Raw genomic sequence first — 18,666 nt, 5'->3', positions numbered from 1 at the left:
ATCCGCCATGAAACGTTTCTCTTTCCTTGTTGTGCTGCCGCTGGTGGCGCTCTCGCTTTTTCTGGGTCAGCAGGTGCTGGCCACGGCTTCGAAGTCGAATGTAGGCACGGTGATCAAGGATCTGAAGGTGCGATTTTCAGGCAAGTCCCCGGAGCTGGCGGGCAAACCTTATGTCCTGGAGTTCTGGGCCACCTGGTGCCCGCCCTGCCGCCAGAGTATTCCGCACCTGAACGCGGTGTACAAGAAGTATAAGGACAGGGGGCTGGAGATCATCGGCGTGACGGATGAGGACAAGCAAACGGTGCGAACTTTTGAGAAGACGGTGCCGATCGAGTACACGGTGGGCTATGACCCCTACAAGAAGGTGAACGAGGACTTTGGCATCCAGGGGATTCCGCATGCGATGATCGTGGACAGCACGGGCAAGATCGTGTGGGAGGGGCATCCGATGAGCATGAAGGACAGTGACATCGAGGCGGTTTTGAAGAAGTGAGTTTTTTGTTCCAGGTTCGCAGTTCGCTGTTCCCGGTTGGTTGAAGGCGGACTTGGGGGATGTTTGTGGCTTTTTCACGCGAAGAGGTTCCGGACACGTTGAAGCGTGAACAACGTACGGCAGGGTAATGGCTCTGATGAGCAGGTCAGGGATGGGGTGCGGTGAAAGGCGTGCTTCGGGCAGACGTTTCGGAAGGTATGATCTTTTCTCGTGCTCGTTCTTTGAGTTTGATGACTTCGTTTTCGGTGCTGGCGGCTACTTCGCTGAGCCTGGCGGACTGGCCGCAGTGGCGGGGGCCGAACAGGGATGGGGTATCGACGGATACCACGCCGATCGCGGAGAGCTTTCCGGAGACGGGGCTGAAGAAGGTGTGGGAGAGTGACTACATCCCGAGTGATCACTACGGTGGTCATGGCAGCCCTGTGGTGTCAGGGGAGCAGGTGATCATGTCGGTGGTGTGGCATGATCGCGTGGCATCCGAGCAGCGGGAGATCGACACGGAGGTGATGCAGCAACTGAACTATCGTGGAGTGTCACCAGAGCTGATGAAGAAGCTGGAAGAGACACGCCTGAACCTGCCGAAACTGCGCGGAGCGAAAATGGATGAATGGATGCTGGAATGGCGGAAGGCGAACCTGACGCCGAAGGAGGACATCAGCCTGGGCAAATGGGTGGAGTCCCGCTTCAAGGCCGGAGCCACCGCGCTGCCGCTGGAGGAAATTTCCCGGGCGGCGAAGCGTGAAGGCAAGCCCTTTGCCACGGCGGACGAATTCAAGAAATGGATGGAGGAGGAGAAGTTCTCCCAACCGATGAAGGACAAGCTGCTCTCCGCGGTGCCGAACACCATCAAGGTGGGCAAGGATGTGGTGGTGTGCCTGGACATCAACACGGGCAAGCAGGTGTGGAAGTTTGAAGCGGAAGGCAAGCCAACCGGCCGTGGCAGCAGCAGCACAGCCGCCGCCGTGGATGGAAAGGTTTATGCGGCCTGCAGCACGCACTTTTACTGTCTGGACCAGAAGGATGGAAAGCAGCTGTGGAAGGTGGCGCTGCCCGCGCAAGGGCCGGCGGCCTCACCGCTAATTGTGGATGGTGTGGTGTATCTGGCGGCAGGTCATGCGCAGGCGTATTCAGCGCAGGATGGCAAGCTGCTCTGGGAGCAGAAGAAGGTGAAGAGCAGCACAGGCAGCCCGGCGCTGTGGCAGCCCTCCTCGGGCGATCCGGTGCTGGTGATGGTAGGCAACAACAGCGTGCATGGTGTCTCGCCGAAGGATGGAGCCATGCTCTGGGAGATCGAAGGCGGCGGTCAGTCCACCCCCGTGACGCAGGGTGACTGGCTGGTGATTTACAGCGGCACGAAGGATGTGGGCCTGCGGGCTTATCAATGGCAGAAGGAAGGTCCGCCGAAGGCCGCGTGGTCACACTTTTGGGTCACCATGCGCTACAGCGGCAGCCCGATCATTCATGAAGGTCATGTGTATCTGATGTGCGGTGGCAAGCACCAGTGCGTGGAGCTGGCGACGGGCAAGGTGAGCTGGCTGGAGAACGAGGTGCAGAGCACGATCACGTCTCCGATCCTGGCGGATGGAAAGCTCATGGTCTTCGAAAACAACGGCACGCATCTGCGCGTGGTGAAAGCGGCAGCGGATGGATATCACCAGATCGCGCGGCCGAAGATCGAGGGCATGGGCTGCACCTCACCTGCGCTGAGCAATGGCAAGCTGATCGTGCGGCAGCGGGAGAAGCTGGTGTGCTTTGATCTGCGGCCGGAGAAGTGAGGTGGGGAATGACGAAATCCGATCCGTTCTCCGTAACAAGACTGCGAAGGATGAACCTGCGAGATTCGTCGGGCTGGATTTTTAACCACGAATGGACACGAAGAGACACGAATGTTTCAGAGAGGGGCTTGCGAGGCGGGGTGGCGCAAGTGACCTTCACGTCTCTCCGTTATAGGCAATTTCCTTGAATTGGGGAGCATCTTGGAAGACTCTGATGGACAGAGGGTTTTGGGCTAACCAATGTTGATGAATGACATTGTAACTACAATGACTTCACCATGCGAGATTCGAAAAGAAGGTGAGTGGGTGAATGAGGCCTGACTTTCAATGAATGGTTTTCTTTGCAGTTAGGCAAAAGGACGAATCATATCACATTGTAAATACGCAAAAATGGATGTGCTGAACGGTCATGCCATTGAGTCTGCCCACTGACGACTTTATCTCGTTGATTGTTAGTCTTTTGCGTGATCACTGGCGCAAACCATGATGGCTTGGTGATGCTTATCACAAGCAGGAGTTATGTGCTCCTACTGCGCCCAAGATCCGAAGAAAGCAGAGTTTCTATATTTTGAGATAAACGGTTCATCGTAGCCAACTCTGCGCCTCTCGATCAAGACTAAATCACGTTCGAATATAATTTGTCATTTGATTAAGTTTTTATCTTGTTTCCTAAAGATTAATCATGGCAGGCTGTGTCCACCTCACCCGAGGTCTTCATTTTCAATGAACCCCCTATTTTCCGCCATATCGACAGTCAGACGTTCCCTGGCTGCCATGGCAATGCTCGCGGCTTCCTCGCTTTCACTGGCTCAGGACCAGGACATCTCTGGCTCGGCCCACGGCGCTTTTACCGAGCTGCCTAACGGTGCCTTCTCGACCCCCATTTCGGCGGAGGAAAACCGCCGAGGTGCGATCGGCCGCATGGAGATCACTCCCAGCGGGGCGCTTTCCCTCACGATTCGGTTTGCGGACCATGTGCACCACCAAACCGGGGTGTTCACGGTGGATGAGAACAGTCCGCCGGATGATCCTCTGTATGTGGCTGATCTGGGAGAGACCAGCGGCGGGCTTTACCTGAAGGCCTATCGCGATGGCACGGGCGAGATCGCCCTGGAATGGAGAGATGGCGACGGGAACTATGTGTATGCGGGTTTCCTGATGCCAGCAATCAGCCGCGACGAACCTCTGGCAACGGAGCCCTCCACCAAGCCGGAAGCCTACAGCACGGTGACTCTGCCCACGGATGGACTGACACCGGATGACCCGAGCAAGCCCCAGGTGCAGACCGGAGCGGGCTACGGCATCTTGCTGATCAGCACCTCAGGCGCGTCCGTCTTTGCGGGGGCGCTGCCGGATGGTCAGAGCGTGACAGGTGGCGGGCAGTTGGTGAATGGCAGCTGGCCTCTGAATGTGCCGATGATGCTGCGCACATCCTCAGGCCGGGACACGGCGACGGGCCATGTGGCAGCGGTGGACAACTTCCTGGGCGGTCCGGTGGATGGCTTCATGCTGTGGGTGAAGGGGGCTTCCCCTCACGACCCACTGCTCCCTTCCGGAGGACAGACCTACATCGGGACGCGGACGGCGGCCTACACGCCGCCCGCCCGGGGTGAACGGATTCTCCTGGGCAGCCAAGGCGGGCCGCTGAACGCGCGGATCTGGCTGCGCAGCCCGGACCGGCCTGAGACGAACGACTATGGTTTCCTGGAAAAGCTCTTCACCCTGACGAGCGGCAACCAGGCGGTGTTCCCGGCTCCAAACACGGACAAACTGCAGGTGAACTTCCTGCCCACGCTGGGCCTCTTCACTGGGAAGGTGAAGCTGTCCTACATACCGCCGCTACAGTCGAAAACGGTGCACTTCTCAGGCGTGGTGCTGCAGCACCGCTACCTGGATCCGGTGAGTGGCGAGCCCTACTTCGAGGAGGGTGAGGCGAAGGGCTTTTTCCTGGCCGAGCCGCAGCCCGGCACGCTGGATGTGCCGAAGGTCTCCGGCGGTGTGCGCATGGCGCCCTACTACGAGTGACCTCTGGCACGACACGACTTCTGGCGCTCTCCGCCCTCACCGGAGGGCAGTGCCTCTCAGATCCCCCCAAACCAAGACAACGCAAGGTTAGCTCACTCCAATCAACTCAAGGCAACAATCCACCCATCGTGAAAATCCAATCTCTCCCGAAAACCTCCGTCAAACGTTCTCTGGCTGCCCTGGCGCTCATGGCGGCTTCGTCCGCGGTGCCTGCCGGTGCCCTGGACCTGTCTGCCACGCTCGCCACTGCGATCAATACCACGATCGACTTCGCGCCGGCTGACCTGCCGATTCCCGCCTCCCAGGCCCCGCATGGAGCCGTCATGGAGATGAGCATCACCGAAAGCGGCGCTTTCACGCTGCGGGTGCAATTTCCCAAGTTCACGTATCGCAAGACCGGAGTCCTCATTGAGCACGAATCGAGCACGCCTGAAGAGCCATTTTATACCGCTGACATCCCGGGATCTGGCGGAGTGGCCGGCATCCATGTGGAGCGCTACGTGAATGGCATCGTGGGTGTGTGGTGGGACATCTCCGACGAAAACGGCGGGGGCCTCCTGGGAGGCTATGCGCTGGCTCCGACGATCCGCCGGGACGGCAATGCGAACTACACCCCTGCCGCCTACAACACGGTGTTCCTCAGAGCGGGCCCCATCCTCCAGGATGGTGAGAACTCCACCCCTGATGACCCAAAGCTGGGAACCGGCCATGGGTCCCTGATCGTCCTGCCTTCTGGAAGATCCATCTTTGCGGGGGTGCTGCCAGATGGCAAACACGTGGTGGGCAGCGGTCCGCTGACGGACTTTCTGAGCGTGCCGATCATGCTGGAGGCCTCAGGGGGCAAGGATTCGCTGGTGTGCAACATGCCGACGATGGTGATCGAAGACACGTTCCAGTGGTACAAGAGCCCCTCGACCCATGACCCGATCTGGCCGGCGGGAGGACAGCTGGGCGGATGGGTCTCCACGGCTCCCTACACGCCGCCTGCCTCCGGCGAATATGCTGTGCGCGGTGTCTATGACCAGCCGCTGAACGCGACGCTGGAGTTCCTGGCGGCCGATCGCCCAGGCGCTGGAACGTCGAGAGATCCGGTGCCGTTTCTGAGCCAGCCCTTCCGGCTGAAGCTCAATCACCAGGCGGTGTTCCCGGCTCCGAACGCGGCGAAGCTGGATGTGAACTTTCACCCGCAGACGGGCTTCTTCACCGGAAGCGTGAAGCTGCCAGCGACGCCTCCGCTGAAACCCAAGAAGGTGAGCTTTAGCGGCGTGGTGAAGCAGTATGAAAACGATAGCGAAGCGGAAGGCTTCTATCTGGCGGATCCGCTGCCAGGCACGCTGGACGTGCCCCAGGTTTCCGGGCTGGTGCGGATCCTGCCCTATGTTCTCCCCGGTGAGTGACCGGAGGGCTGACCCTGCATAAGGGACTAAGCGCCTCCTGCCTTTGGTGTTGGCAGGGGGCGCTTTTTTGTTTTTCTTTTTGTTAGGTGGATGAGGTGGAGCGATTTACGATTTTTGATTGATGATTTGAGGAGGGGCGCGGTGTCCAAAGGGTCCGCTTGGGACCGTTGGAGAATGAGGGGAGGTGGTGGAGAGTGCGGGGCTATGAGTGCGCTTTTTTCACAGGAGATTTGGAGGTCGGGAGAGGATGGCAGGGGAGCCGTTGACGATCGTTTACGGTGGTTGACCGTTGTTTACGGTTGTTTTGATGAAGGGGTGATCCGACTCAATCCGACTGGATCCAAGCTCGATGGGTTGGACGGGAGGGCGAGGCTGGCCAAGCATGAAACGCGCTTTCAGCGCTTGGCGCTGTACGGCTCAGGGAACCTAGGGCTAATCGCCCTAGGCTGGTATAGGACGCGCCGTTGGCGCTGGAGAGTTTCGGGGAGTGAGGCGCCCGCGCTCCTGGGGAGAGTCTGGGTGATCCAGGCTAATCCAGGTGGATCCAGGTTGTTTTTATTTCACGAGAAGCGTTTGCGAGTGGGGACACTTGCGCTCCGCGAGGTCGATCCAGGTCAATCAAGGTAGATCAAGGCTGGAATGGGATTGGGGGAGGACGCGGCGGCTGTCGCAGGAGGCTCAACTTTCGGAGAAAGTTGGCCACGCTGGGGCGGATCCAGGTCAATCGCACCTAATCCGACCTGTTCGCGATTGACCTGAGGGGCTGGATTCGTTTTTCCTGTCCGTTTTACTTTCTCTTTTTGATCTGATTCGATTCGTTTTTTATGACCTCCCGACGCTCTTTTATTTCCTCGGCTTCTGCTGTCTCATTCTCGATTGCTGCGCTGCCATTGGCGGCGGCGGACGGGAAGAAGTACCGGACGGCGCTCATCGGCAGCGGTTGGTGGGGGATGAACATCCTCCGGGAGGCAATGGCCTCCGGGCGCATCCAGGTGGTGGCGCTGTGTGATGTGGATGCGAAGGTGCTGGAGAACGGGATCGAGGATGTGAAGTCCGAGAGCGGTGGTGATGCGCCGAAGGGGTATAAGGACTACCGCGAGCTGCTGAACGAGGCGAAGCCGGAGATCGTGATCATCGGCACGCCGGACCACTGGCATGCGCTGCAGAGCATCGCGGCCTGTGAAGCGGGAGCGCATGTGTATGTGGAGAAGCCGACGGGGCACACGATCGGCGAGAGCCGGGCGATGGTGAACGCGGCGAAGAAGTCTGGCGTGGTGGTGCAGGTGGGACTGCACCGGCGGATAGGCCCGCATCATGTGGCGGCGATGGACTTTCTAAAATCTGGCAAGGTGGGGAAGGTGGGCATGGTGCGGCTCTTTGCGCACAGCCGTGGTGGTGCTGAGATGCCGAAGCCGAACAGCAAGGTGCCGGAGACGATGGACTGGGAGATGTGGTGCGGGCCTGCGCCGATGCGCCCCTTCAACACGAAGCTGCATCCTGGCGGATGGCGCGGCTTTCTGGACTATGCGAACGGGACGATGGGTGACTGGGGTGTGCACTGGCTGGACCAGGTGCTGTGGTGGAGCGGTGAGAAGGGTCCGAAGAAGGTCTTTTGTACCGGTGGGAGGCCGATCGCCGGTGCGCCCGTTTTAAATGACAAGGAGCAGACAACGGACGCGCCGGATCATCAGGTGGCGACGTTTGAGTTCGAGAATTTCACGGCGGTGTGGGAGCACCGGAAGTTCGCTGGCAACGGGCCGGAGAAGCACAATGTGGGTGCCTATTTCTATGGTGACAAAGGCACGCTGCACATCGGCTGGAAGGATGGCTGGACCTTTTACCCCGCCGACGGGAAAGGCGAGGTGACGCATGGTGACAGCCAGCTCCAGGAACCTGAGGGTGACAGCCACAACATCGGCGCGCTGTGGGCGGACTTCATCGATGCGATCGACAAGAAGCGTCAGCCGGTGGCGGACATTGAGAGCGCGCACCGATCCAGCTGCCTGCCGCTGCTGGGGATGATCTCCTGGCGCTGCGGAAGGAGCATCCAGTGGGATGCGGAGAAGGAGGAGATCATTGGTGATGCGGAGGCCTCCAAGCTGCTGAAGCGGGAGTACCGGGCGCCTTGGAAATATCCGGTGTGAGGACGGGGATTTTTGACCGCAGATAACGCAGAGGGCACAGATGGTCTGGAGCCATGCAGGGTGTGATTTCCACACCTCGTGGTGGCTCCAATATCTCCTCAGCTCACTTCACTTTTTGATCTTCACGAGGACGGCGGGCTCGGTCCACTTCCAGAATTTCGGTGAAAGCAATTTTGGATAGTCCGCAGGATCATCGCCGAGGGCGCTTTGCGGATTCTTGTCTTTATCACGTTTGGTTAGGCCCTGGATCTCGCCGCTGGTGATGGCGGCACTGACGGCCTCGTGATCAATGCCCCAGAGGATGCAGACTCCATCCTGCGGATAGCGGACGAGATAGAGGGTGCCGTTGCCGGGCTTGGCGGTGTCCTTGACGATGGCGAAGTGGAGTTTTTCTTCGGTGGTCACGCCGGTGTCACGCAGCATGAGGGTGTAGATGTTGGGCGGCTTCGGAGGATCCTGCGGGCTGGCGGCGGGATCTGGCACGGGAACGTCACGGATCTCCATGAGGCCTTTCGGGGCATCGGTGACATGGAAGACGAAGACTTCCTTTGGGTCATCCACGGGGTGCCAGGAGCCTTCCCATTCCTCGGCATTCTCAGGCTTCAGACCGATGGTGGTGGCGCCGAAATTATCCGGCACGGTGGTCTCCGGGCAGGAGGTGAGGAGGGCAGCCATCGCCACACAGGCGAGGACCTGGAAGAGCTTCGTTTTCATAGCGCGGAGGTGATACGACACTCGACGCCACCTTTGCCGCCGTGTAAATGGCTGATTCATGTGGTGGCAATATGAAGATGCGCAGGAGCGCAAAGAGAAGATCCAGAAGCAGATCGCGAAGCGGAAGAAGCGTGGCGAGCGGTTCGAGGCGCTGGCGGCGCCTGCGGGCAAGCAGAAGCTGTGCACCACTTTCTGGGGGCAGGCGTGGTGCCGGAATCTGGAGTCGTATCAGGACTATGAGACGCGCCTGCCACGGGGTCGCAGCTACCTGCGGCAGGGGAATGTGTACAATCTGGAGATGGAGCCGCAGAGCATCCGTGCGGTGGTGGCGGGATCCGAGCTGTATGAGACGAGCGTGAGCATCCAGGCGCTGCCGAAGGCGCGCTGGCAGGAGATCGTGGAGGCGAGCGCGGGGGAGGTGGGATCCATGCTGGACCTGCTGGCCGGGAGACTGGGCGATGGGCTGATGCGGGTGCTGACGGACACGGAGCGGGGGCTTTTCCCGAAGCCGAAGGAGATCCGCTTTGACTGCTCATGCCCGGACCATGCGGACATGTGCAAGCATGTGGCGGCAGTGCTGTATGGGGTGGGAGTGCTGCTGGACACGAAGCCGGAGCTGCTCTTTACCCTGCGCGGGGTGGATCAGGCGGAGCTGCTGTCTCATGCGAGCAGTGCGACGATCACGGATCTGTCCGTGGGAGATGGAGACCTGGCAGGGACGGATCTCTCGGCGCTGTTTGGAATTGAGCTGGGTGATCTGGAAGTGCCGGTGGAGGAGGTGGTGCCAACGCCGACACCAGAGGCTCCTGCGCCGCCTGCCAAGAAGCGGGCGACGAAGAAAGCCGTAGGACAAAAACGACGGAAGGGACCTGAGGCAGGCTGAGGACTTGATCAGCCGAGGCCTTCGATCTTCCAGCCATCGCGGTAGTCGCGCTTCACGAGCTTGTTGGCGGCTTCGTGGTTGCTGATTTTGCAGGTCTCGCGATCAAACTCGAGCCACTGGCCGGGGAAGCGATCCGTGATGGTTCCGACGAGCACACTTTCGGTTAGGGGGCCGCCATGGGTGAAGTCGCCGCAGCTCTTGCGACCTTCGAGGATGGCATCCACCCAGTCATGGTAGTGGTCCTGGCCTTTGAGCTTCGGATACTTGTCGGCGGTGAAGCTTTCCTCAGGCAGCACGAAGGGGCGCTGGCCGTAGGGCTTGAAGATGGCGCCCTCCGTGCCGACGAAGAAGGTGCCGGAGGCGGGGAACATCGTGAGAACTTTTGGCATCTTGACCTTGGTCATGTCGGGGTCGACCCCGCCATCGTTCCAGGTGAGGCGGAAGGTGTCCTCGGCAGTGAAGTCCGTGCCTTCGAAGTCGATCTCGACGATGCGCTTTTCACCCCAGAGCGGTCCGCTGCTGCCGCCATGGGTGAGGCGGGCACGGGTGGGCTGGGCAAGCTTCAGCGCATCAAAGGTGGTATCGAAGTGGTGGCAGCCCATGTCTCCCATCTCGCCGCAGCCGAAGTCAAACCAGGCACGCCAGTTTTGCGGATGATAGGTGTCCGCGAGGTAGGGCACAGGGGCGCGCACGCCGCACCAGAGGTCCCAGTCGAGCCCTTCGGGGATGGCATCGCCCTGCGGGCGGAGGGTGGTGTTTTTGGGCCACCAGTTCAGCGGCTTGTTCTCCCACATGATGACCTCTTTTACTTTGCCGATGGCGCCGCTGCGGATGATCTCCACGGTCATCCGGGCCTCAATGCTGGAGCGGCCCTGATTGCCGAGCTGGGTGACGACGCCGGCTTTTTTGGCCTCCTCGGTGATGACGCGGCACTCGTGGAGGGTCGGCGCCATGGGCTTCTGGAGATAGACGTGCTTCTTCGCCCGCAAGGCAGTCACGCAGGGTCCAGCATGGCTGTGGTCCGGGGTGCCGATGGTGACGGCATCGAACTTGTCCGCCGATTTGGCCAAGAGTTCGCGCCAGTCTTTGTGCTGGGAAGCCTCCGGGAAGTCTTTCGCGGCCAGGCCGAGGTGCTTGGCATCCACATCGCAGATGGAGACGATCTTCACCTTCTTGTGGGAGGCCACGCTGCGCATGGTGTTTCCGCCCATGCGGTGCACGCCAATACTGGCGACCTGGAGCATGGAGTTCGGCGAGGCGCTGCTCAGGATGGCAGGAAAGCCAAAGGAGGCGGCGATAGCGGAGGTGGACTGGAGAAAGTGGCGGCGATTCATAGCGGAGGAGGAGAAACGGAGGCCAAAGCCGGTTCTTCACCCCGGAATCAACCCGCTTTTTCGATTGCGCACCGGCTCAGGGGCACGATCCTCGCCGCCCTTATGCTCCAAGCTGGAATCGTCGGCCTGCCCAACGTAGGCAAATCCACTCTCTTCAATGCTGTCACCCGCACCCGCAAGGCGGAGGCAGCCAACTACCCTTTCTGCACCATCGAGCCCAACCAGGGCGTCGTCATCGTGCCGGATGAGCGCCTCGCGGTGCTCTCCAAGCTCAGCGGCTCCCAGAAACTGGTGCCTGCGGCCATCGAGTTCGTGGACATCGCCGGACTGGTGAAAGGCGCCAGCCAGGGTGAGGGTCTTGGGAACAAGTTCCTCAGCCACATCCGCGAGGTGGACGCCATCGTGCACGTGGTGCGCTGCTTTGAGAGCGGTGACATCACCCACGTGGACGGCAGCGTGGACCCGATCCGTGACATCGAGGTAATCAACACGGAGCTCATCCTGGCGGACATGGACAGCGTGGGCAAGCGCCTCAACAAGTCTGAAAAAGACGCCAAGCGCGGCATCAAAGAAGCCCAGGCTGAGCACGCGCTCTGCCAGAAGCTCATGCCGCATCTGGATGCCATGAAGCCTGCGGTCACGCTCGACCTCAATGATGAGGAAAAGAAGCTGCTCAAATCCTTCTTCCTACTCAGCGGCAAGCCTTGCATCTATGCCTGCAACGTCGCCGAGGCCGATCTCGCCACGGCCTCCAAGGAGCCGGACAAGCACGCCTTCGTCGCCAAGGTGCGTGAGTATGTGAGCCACGCCCATGCGGCCAGTGCCTGCGTCGTTAGCGCTGCTATTGAGAACGAGCTCGTCGACCTTCCTGAAGAAGACGCGAAAGCCTACCTCGCCGATCTCGGCGTGACGGACAGCGGCGTGAACCAGCTCATCAAGAGTGTGTATTCGCTGCTCGGCCTCCAGACCTACCTGACCACCGGTGAGAAAGAAACCCGTGCCTGGACCATCACGAAAGGCATGAAGGCCCCGCAGGCTGCCGGCGTCATTCATGGCGACTTCGAGCGCGGTTTCATCGCAGCGCAGATCGTTCATTACGATGACCTCACCACCCTCGGCTCTGAAGCCAAGGCCCGCGAGGCCGGCAAGCTCCGCATCGAAGGCAAGGAATACGTCATGCGCGACGGCGACGTCGTCGAGTGGCGCTTCAATGTCTAAGCCACTTTCTGCGAAATAGTCTGGCACTCTCCGAGTTGAGGCAGGGATACAAGGGATGATACCCTGCCCTGCCTCACTTTCATGAGTGCCGAACCTCCCAGCTCCACGGAGAGCCTCATCCTGCTGCTCACCCAGCATCAGGACCAGCTCTTCCGCTACATCTTCAGCCTCGTGCCCTGCGAGGCCGATGCGCGTGACATCCTGCAGGAGACCAGCGTGGCGCTGTTTCGGAAGTTCGATCAATACGATGCCACGCGGCCCTTCCTCCCCTGGGCCTACCGCTTCGCCTACCTGCAAGTGCAGAAGCACCGCGAGAAGTCCGCTCGCTCTCCCCTGCTCTTCAGCGAGGACGTGATGGACCTCATCGCGAATGAGCGCACGCACATTGAACCGCAGCTCGATGAGCGCCTGCGTGTGCTCGACGGATGTCTGAGCAAACTCACCCCGCAGGACAAGGAACTCGTCACCAGCCGCTACGCTCTGCGCCAGGGCGCGGAGGAGATGATGCAGCGCTTCGACATGAGCCGCCGCACGCTCTTTCGCAATCTGGAGCTGCTGCGCCAGCGCCTGCATGACTGCGTCAGCCGCCAGCTTCAATCGGAGGGTCTAGCATGAACCTCGAATCCCTCATCCACGCCCAGCTCGATGGCGAGATCACACCCGAGCAACACGCCCAGCTCGAAGCCATCCTGCGCGAAGATTGGCAGGCACGTCGCTTCTACCTCGAGCTCGCGGATCAACACGCACGATTACTTCAGCAACCTCAGATCAGCACCGGCAAGCTGTCAGGCGAATCTAAACACCCTCATAGCCTAACCAATCATTCGCCTGTCCCTATTCGTCTGCCGATCAAATCCCTTCTCGCTGCCGCAGCCGCCATCGCACTGGGTTTTGCTCTCTGGACCCGTGAAGCTCCCGCCGAAGTGGAAGCGACCTCCAACGGCGTCGCGATGCTCAGCCAGACCATGAATGCCGAGTTTGCGCAAAGCCCGCTGCGCAGTGGCGACACGATCACGCCCGGTATCATCAAGCTCAGCAAGGGTCTCGCGCAGATCGAGTTCTTCAGCGGTGCTACAGCCTTGGTCGAAGGCGCTGCTGAGATCGAGGTCATCTCCGCCTGGGAAGCCCGCTGCAAAAGCGGCCGCGTGCGCGTGCATGTGCCACCTGCGGCCAAAGGCTTCCTCATGCATGCCCCCGGCATGAAGCTGGAAGATCTCGGCACCGAATTTGCGCTGAATGTGAAGGACGACACCAGCGCCGTGCATGTCTTCGATGGGGAAGTCATCGCCCACACCTCCGAATCCAAGCGCGAAAGCCTGAAGCAGGGCATGTCCCTCACCTCCGCTAAGCTCACCGTCACGCCACAGGACTTCCTTCCCATCAGCGAACTACAGGGCCTCATGAAACAGCGCCAGGAGCAGCGGTTTGCCGAATGGCAATCATGGTCTCAGCAGATGGGCAAAGATCCGCGCCTCATCGCCTACTACCCCTTCAAGCACTGGGAAAACGACCGCTGGGATCGCATGGTGAACAACTTTGCCGAACCGCGCCAACCCCGTAGTGATGGAGGTGCCGTGGGCGCGCAGTGGACCCAGGGCCGCTGGCCGGAAAAGGCCGCGCTCGAGTTCAAGCGCCCTGGCGATCGCGTGCGCCTGAACCTCGACGGTACCTACTCCGCCATCACGCTCGCCTGCTGGGTGAAGGTGGACAGCGTGGACAAGAAGTACAACTCGCTGCTGCTCACGGATGGCTATGACAACGGTGAGCCTCACTGGCAGATCCACGAGGATGGCAGCCTCATGTTCTCCATCATGTATCGCCCTGCCGATGCGCCAAAGAGTGTGAAGTATAATCAAATGTATTACAGCAAACCTGTTTTCGCCGCGGACAGTCTCGGCCGCTGGCATCATCTCGCCGTCACCTACGACAATGAAAGCGGCAAGGTCACCCAGTACTTCGATGGGCAAGAGGTCGGTCGTCAGGTTTCCAAGATCCATGTGCCGGGTCGCGACATCACCTTCGGCCCTTGTGAAATCGGTAACTGGGGCCTGCCCACTGCCGGACATCTCTTCCCCATTCGCAACCTCAATGGTGCCATCGATGAGTTCGCCATCTACAAGTCCGTGCTCACCGCGGACGAGGTGCGGAGCGTCTTTGAACACGGCAGACCCGAATGAAAGCCCTGCTCCTCTCTTTGCTCGCCGCCAGCGCCTTGGCTGACACGCCAGTCGAGTGCAACGTCCCCGGCATCTTCGCTCCAGGTGCCTCCTGGAAGACCCTCGGCAGCGGTTACGCGGGTTGTGAAGGTGCGCAGTGGATCGGCGATACCCTGCACTATGCCGCGCATCACGATCACCTCGCCTTCAAGTGGTCGGAAAAGACCGGTCTCGTCACGTGGCGCAGCGACTCACCAGAGGCCACCTCCTTCCGACCTGATGGCAAAGGCGGATTCTACGTCGTCGAGCAGACTCATCGCTGCCTCACACGCTGGGATGAAAGCAGTAAGATGGTCGAGATCCTCGCCGACAAGTTCGAAGGCAAGCGCCTGAACCGGCCTAACGACGTGATCGTCAAAAGTGACGGCACGCTCTGGCTCACCGATCCTGATTTCCTCTTCAAGCAACGCCCAGAGGATGTGAAGGAACTCGACGGCCAGTTTGTCTTCCGCTTCGATCCCGCCACCAAGAAGCTCAGCAAGGCCGCAGATGGCTTCGACAAGCCAAATGGAATCGCTCTCTCACCCGATGAAAAGCACCTCTTCATCACCGACAGCGGCACGCCGAACATGTTCCGCCTTCCCGTGAATGCCGATGGCGCCCTCGGCCCGCGTGAGGTCTTCGCCACCTTCCTAGAGAAAGGTCTCGATGGTCTCGCCTTTGATCCCCAAGACCGCCTCTGGTGCTGCATGCGAGATGGCATCCGCATCATCTCCTTAGATGGCAAAGTGCTCGGCTTCGTGAACACGCTCGGCAAGCCCACCAGCATCTCCTTTGGCACGGCTGGCAAGCTCGCTGTGACCACCAAAGACGCCTGCCACATCACCCAGTGCCAGCCATGATCCGCATTCACATCATCCTCTTCCTCGCGTTGTGCGCGAGCATCGCCACGGCGAAGCCCAATGTGCTTTTCATCGCCGTGGATGACCTGCGCCCGCAGCTCGGCTGCTATGGCGTGGACTTCATGAAGACACCGCACATGGACAGCCTCGCCTCACGCGGCGTGCGCTTTGATCATCACTACGTGCAATTCGCCGTCTGCATCCCTTCACGCGTGGCCTTGCTCACCTCTCTGCGTAGCGAGCGCACCCAGCAGGTCTATGGTCCGCATGTCTGGCAGAAGGTCGCGAATGCCTCGACTATGGGTAAAGCATTTCATGAAGGTGGTTATGCCACCGTCTCGCTCGGCAAGATCTGGCACGGCAAATCCGAGGACGGCAGTGGTGGCGACACCTGGGATGAAGAGTGGCATCCGAAAGCCCCTGAGTATCACACCGAGGCCAAAACCGCCGACTCCACCAAATCTAAGTTCGAGCAGCGCCAGGAACTGAAAGCTCTCAAGAAGGCGGCGAAGTCCGATGAAGACGGAGGAGGCCCTTTCTTCGAGATGCTGGACGTTCCCGATGAAAGCTATCGCGATGGCGAGCTGGCAAACACCGCTGTGGATCGCTTGAAGAAGCTCGCTGCCGACAAGGACAAGCCATTTCTGCTCGCCGTCGGCTTTCACAAACCTCACCTGCCCTTCGTCGCGCCGAAGAAATACTGGGGCCTCTACGACCGCGCTTCCCTCCCCCTGCCACCGCAACCTGAGTTCCCCGCCAAGGCACCTGAGCTGGCCCGCAATCACGGCCTCAAAGGCTGGTCCAATATCCCCACCGGTCCCGGCGCTGACTATGATGAAGCCACCGTGCGTCATCTCATTCACGGCTACTGCGCCGCCACGAGCTACACCGATGCGCAGATCGGCAAGGTGCTGGCAACCCTGCGCGAGCTCGATCTCGAAAAGAACACCATCGTCGTGCTTTGGGGCGATCACGGCTGGCATCTCGGCGATCTCGATCAGTGGGCCAAGTCCACCAACTACGAACGCGCCACGCGCAGTCCGCTCATCGTCTGCGCTCCTGGCAAGCAGGCGAACGTCGGATGCTCCGCTCTGGCGGAGACTGTGGATGTCTTTCCCACCTTGTTAGACCTCTGTGGCCTGCCAGCGATGCCCCTCACCGATGGCCGCAGCTTCGCACCTTTGCTCACGGATCCATCTCAACCCTGGAAAGAAGCTGCTTATCACGTCTTCAATCGCGGCACGAAGAAGAGCCCGATCATTGGTTATGCCGTGCGCACCGCCAAGGCACGTTATGTGGAATGGCATGAAGGCTGGAGCCTCGATGGCAAGCTCATCGATCGCGAGTTCTACCGCTATTTCCAGAACAAGCCTGACGAGCTCTTCAACACCGTCTCCAAACCCGATCACGCCGAGATGGTAGAGCAGCACACCAAACTCCTGCGTGCCAATCCCGCTTATCGTCATCCTTGATACTTCACGCATCGCTCTACCTCACCTGCTACCATGATCTCGCCCACCTCACGCCGTTCCTTCATCAAGATCGCTGCTCCCGCCATCATCGGCCTCAATGCTCTGGTTCGTGCCCAAAGCGCCCGCGAGGGCAAGCTCGGCGTGGCTCTTTGCGGCCTCGGCGGCTTCAGCAAACAGAGCATCGCCCCTGAGTTGCCGACGGCGAAGAACGTCTACTTCGCCGGAGCGATCACAGGTGACGCTGCCAAAGGCCGTGAGTGGGCACAGCAATACGGATTCTCCGAGAAGAACATCTTTGGTTATGCCGACATGGCGAAGCTCGCTGACAACGCCGACATCCAGATCGTGCACGTCGTCACGCCTAACAGCCTCCACGCTGAGCACAGCATCGCGGCGGCGAAGGCAGGCAAGCACGTCATGTGCGAAAAGCCCATGGCCACCAACAGCGAGCGGTGCGAGGCCATGATCGCGGCAGCGAAAGCAGCCAACGTGCTCCTCGGCGTGAACTACCGCCTGCATTGGGAGCCGCATCACATCAAGGCCATCGAAGCCCTGCGCAACGGTGCCGTGGGCGACCTCTCCAATGGCAACTACGAGTTCTCCTGGGGCTATGCCAACGGCCTCGCAGATCCGGAGAAGCGCAAGAACATCAAGCAATGGCTGCTTGATCCCAAGATGGCGGGCGGCGGTGCCATGTTTGACACCGGCGTGTATCCCGTGCAGGCCGCCTGCTACCTCACCGGCAAGGTTCCCGTATCCGTTCGCGGCTTCCCCACCACACGTCATAAAGACTTCTTCCCCGAAGGCGTGGAGGAAACCATGAGCTTCGAACTGCTCTTTGATGATGGTTTCCAGGCCCTTTGCCGTGCCAGCTACAGCAACAACTTCCACCAATGCACCACACTTGGCCCCAAAGGCAGTGTCGAGGTGCTGCCAGGCCTCCCGCAAGGCAGTGTCTATGGTCAGAGCGGCGCAGGCAAACCCAACGCCAAACGTCTCGTCATCAACAAAAAAGAAGTCGAAGCCGAGAACACGCTTCAGCTCGCCACACTGCTGGACGAGTTCGCCAAATCCATCACCACCAAGACACCCTTCAAAGCCGATGGAGCCATGGGCCTGCGCGACATCCGCATCGTCGAAGCCATCTATGCATCTGCGAAGCAAGGTGGTGCGAAGGTGGACGTTAAAGTCTGATCCTCATGCGACCTCTCACCTGCCTCTTCGCCCTCGTTCTTGCTTCCACCGTCGCTGCTCAGCAGCCAGCGAAAGCGAAGCCAGAACCCACCAAGCTTTCCTCCGAGCTCACTTCTTCGCTCGATGCTCATCCAGCCCTCGTCTACGCTACCTATGGTGAGCGCGAGATGCTACTGGACCTCTGGCGGCCCAAAGCGGCAGGCAACCCGCTGCCTGCCATCATCTGCATCCATGGCGGCGGCTGGTTCAAAGGCGATCGCAACTCCATGGCAAACCTCGCGCAGGCCTTGGCCGCGAAAGGTTATGTGACTGCGACCATCAGCTATCGCCTTAGTGGCGAGGCGAAGTTTCCCGCTGCGATCCAGGACTGCAAAGCAGCTGTGCGCTTTCTCCGCGCCAACGCCGAGAAGTTCGGCATTCTGTCAGACTCCATCGGTGTCACCGGCTTGTCCGCAGGCGGTCATCTCGCAGCGCTGCTCAGCACAAGTGGCGGAGTGAAAGAACTCGAAGGCGAAGGTGGCAATGCGGATCAATCCAGCGCCGTGCAGGCCTGCGTGGCCATGGGTGCCCAGAGTGATCTGGAAAGCGCACGCATCGGTGAACTCAGCAGCAAGGCCGATGATCCCTTCTACCGCACCTTCCTCGGTGATTCGCAGAAGAAGATTCCACAAACCTACGCGCTTGCTTCGCCACGTCATCATCTAGAGAAGACCGATCCTCCTCTCGCCTTCATGGCCGGCGAACTCGATGATGCCAGCACTCATGCGGACGATGCCCGCGTTGATCTGGAAAAACTCGGCATTCCCACCGGCCTCACGCTCATCCCGCAGGCACCCCACGCCTTCCTCGGCCAGCAAAAGGCCTTTGATACCTGCGTGTCCGCCTGCGATACCTTCTTCAACCACCACCTGAAGAAGACGAAGTGATCCATCATCGTACGCTGGACTGGGATGACGCCC

The 18,666-nt window shown here is 60.0% G+C and carries 15 protein-coding genes; 13 read left to right on the top strand and 2 right to left on the bottom strand.

The features are described 5' to 3' along the window. The first annotated feature begins 7 nt into the window (after positions 1-7). From BGE01nite_RS07230 to BGE01nite_RS07210, 5 genes are all read left to right on the top strand, one after another. Entirely contained in the window at positions 8-493 is a 486-nt protein-coding gene (locus BGE01nite_RS07230; protein ID WP_146849763.1) for a TlpA disulfide reductase family protein, read from the top strand. 230 nt (positions 494-723) lie between these two features. Next, on the top strand, positions 724-2,268 hold the full coding sequence (locus BGE01nite_RS07225; RefSeq protein WP_146849762.1) for a PQQ-binding-like beta-propeller repeat protein: 1,545 nt from the start codon (positions 724-726) through the stop codon (positions 2,266-2,268). A 774-nt stretch (positions 2,269-3,042) separates the two neighbouring features. Next, a complete protein-coding gene (locus tag BGE01nite_RS07220) occupies positions 3,043-4,293 on the top strand; it encodes a hypothetical protein (RefSeq protein WP_146849761.1) in 1,251 nt (416 codons plus the stop codon). Between the two features lie 128 nt (positions 4,294-4,421). Beyond that, the gene (locus BGE01nite_RS07215; RefSeq protein WP_146849760.1) at positions 4,422-5,690 is read left to right on the top strand and encodes a hypothetical protein; all 1,269 of its coding nucleotides are present in this window, start codon (positions 4,422-4,424) and stop codon (positions 5,688-5,690) included. 824 nt (positions 5,691-6,514) lie between these two features. Further along, complete coding sequence (locus BGE01nite_RS07210; protein WP_146849759.1) at positions 6,515-7,834, top strand: Gfo/Idh/MocA family protein; 1,320 nt, start codon at positions 6,515-6,517, stop codon at positions 7,832-7,834. Positions 7,835-7,942: 108 nt separating this feature from the next. On the opposite strand, the gene BGE01nite_RS07205 is transcribed toward BGE01nite_RS07210, so the two are convergent. After that, positions 7,943-8,548, bottom strand: a complete 606-nt coding sequence (locus BGE01nite_RS07205) for a hypothetical protein (RefSeq protein WP_146849758.1) — start codon at positions 8,546-8,548, stop codon at positions 7,943-7,945. 58 nt (positions 8,549-8,606) lie between these two features. Here BGE01nite_RS07205 and BGE01nite_RS07200 point away from each other — a divergent pair, with 58 nt between their 5' ends. Continuing rightward, positions 8,607-9,431: an SWIM zinc finger family protein gene (locus BGE01nite_RS07200; RefSeq protein WP_146849757.1), complete on the top strand. Its 825-nt coding sequence runs from the start codon at positions 8,607-8,609 to the stop codon at positions 9,429-9,431. Between the two features lie 8 nt (positions 9,432-9,439). On the opposite strand, the gene BGE01nite_RS07195 is transcribed toward BGE01nite_RS07200, so the two are convergent. Continuing rightward, a complete protein-coding gene (locus tag BGE01nite_RS07195) occupies positions 9,440-10,765 on the bottom strand; it encodes a Gfo/Idh/MocA family protein (RefSeq protein WP_146849756.1) in 1,326 nt (441 codons plus the stop codon). A 102-nt stretch (positions 10,766-10,867) separates the two neighbouring features. Here BGE01nite_RS07195 and ychF point away from each other — a divergent pair, with 102 nt between their 5' ends. The 7 genes from ychF to BGE01nite_RS07160 all read left to right on the top strand — a co-directional run bounded on the left by ychF (position 10,868) and on the right by BGE01nite_RS07160 (position 18,633). Continuing rightward, on the top strand, positions 10,868-11,983 hold the full coding sequence (ychF, locus tag BGE01nite_RS07190; protein WP_146849755.1) for a redox-regulated ATPase YchF: 1,116 nt from the start codon (positions 10,868-10,870) through the stop codon (positions 11,981-11,983). Between the two features lie 81 nt (positions 11,984-12,064). After that, on the top strand, positions 12,065-12,598 hold the full coding sequence (locus tag BGE01nite_RS07185) for a sigma-70 family RNA polymerase sigma factor (RefSeq protein ID WP_218032923.1): 534 nt from the start codon (positions 12,065-12,067) through the stop codon (positions 12,596-12,598). Continuing rightward, positions 12,595-14,160, top strand: a complete 1,566-nt coding sequence (locus tag BGE01nite_RS07180) for a LamG-like jellyroll fold domain-containing protein (protein WP_146849754.1) — start codon at positions 12,595-12,597, stop codon at positions 14,158-14,160. The genes BGE01nite_RS07185 and BGE01nite_RS07180 overlap by 4 nt, the downstream gene beginning before the upstream one ends. Then, positions 14,157-15,041, top strand: coding sequence for an SMP-30/gluconolactonase/LRE family protein (locus BGE01nite_RS07175; RefSeq protein ID WP_146849753.1), 885 nt, complete (start codon positions 14,157-14,159; stop codon positions 15,039-15,041). The genes BGE01nite_RS07180 and BGE01nite_RS07175 overlap by 4 nt, the downstream gene beginning before the upstream one ends. Continuing rightward, entirely contained in the window at positions 15,038-16,513 is a 1,476-nt protein-coding gene (locus tag BGE01nite_RS07170; RefSeq protein ID WP_146849752.1) for a sulfatase, read from the top strand. The genes BGE01nite_RS07175 and BGE01nite_RS07170 overlap by 4 nt, the downstream gene beginning before the upstream one ends. 33 nt (positions 16,514-16,546) lie before the next feature. Next, a complete protein-coding gene (locus BGE01nite_RS07165; RefSeq protein ID WP_146849751.1) occupies positions 16,547-17,707 on the top strand; it encodes a Gfo/Idh/MocA family protein in 1,161 nt (386 codons plus the stop codon). Between the two features lie 5 nt (positions 17,708-17,712). Beyond that, positions 17,713-18,633: an alpha/beta hydrolase gene (locus tag BGE01nite_RS07160; protein WP_146849750.1), complete on the top strand. Its 921-nt coding sequence runs from the start codon at positions 17,713-17,715 to the stop codon at positions 18,631-18,633. The last annotated feature ends 33 nt before the right edge of the window (positions 18,634-18,666 follow it).

The organism is Prosthecobacter gellanilyticus (genome assembly GCF_007992435.1).
In the GTDB taxonomy this organism is placed as follows: domain Bacteria; phylum Verrucomicrobiota; class Verrucomicrobiia; order Verrucomicrobiales; family Verrucomicrobiaceae; genus Prosthecobacter; species Prosthecobacter gellanilyticus.
Note: the sequence above shows the minus strand (reverse complement) of the source record. Positions and strands in the feature narration are given on the sequence as shown.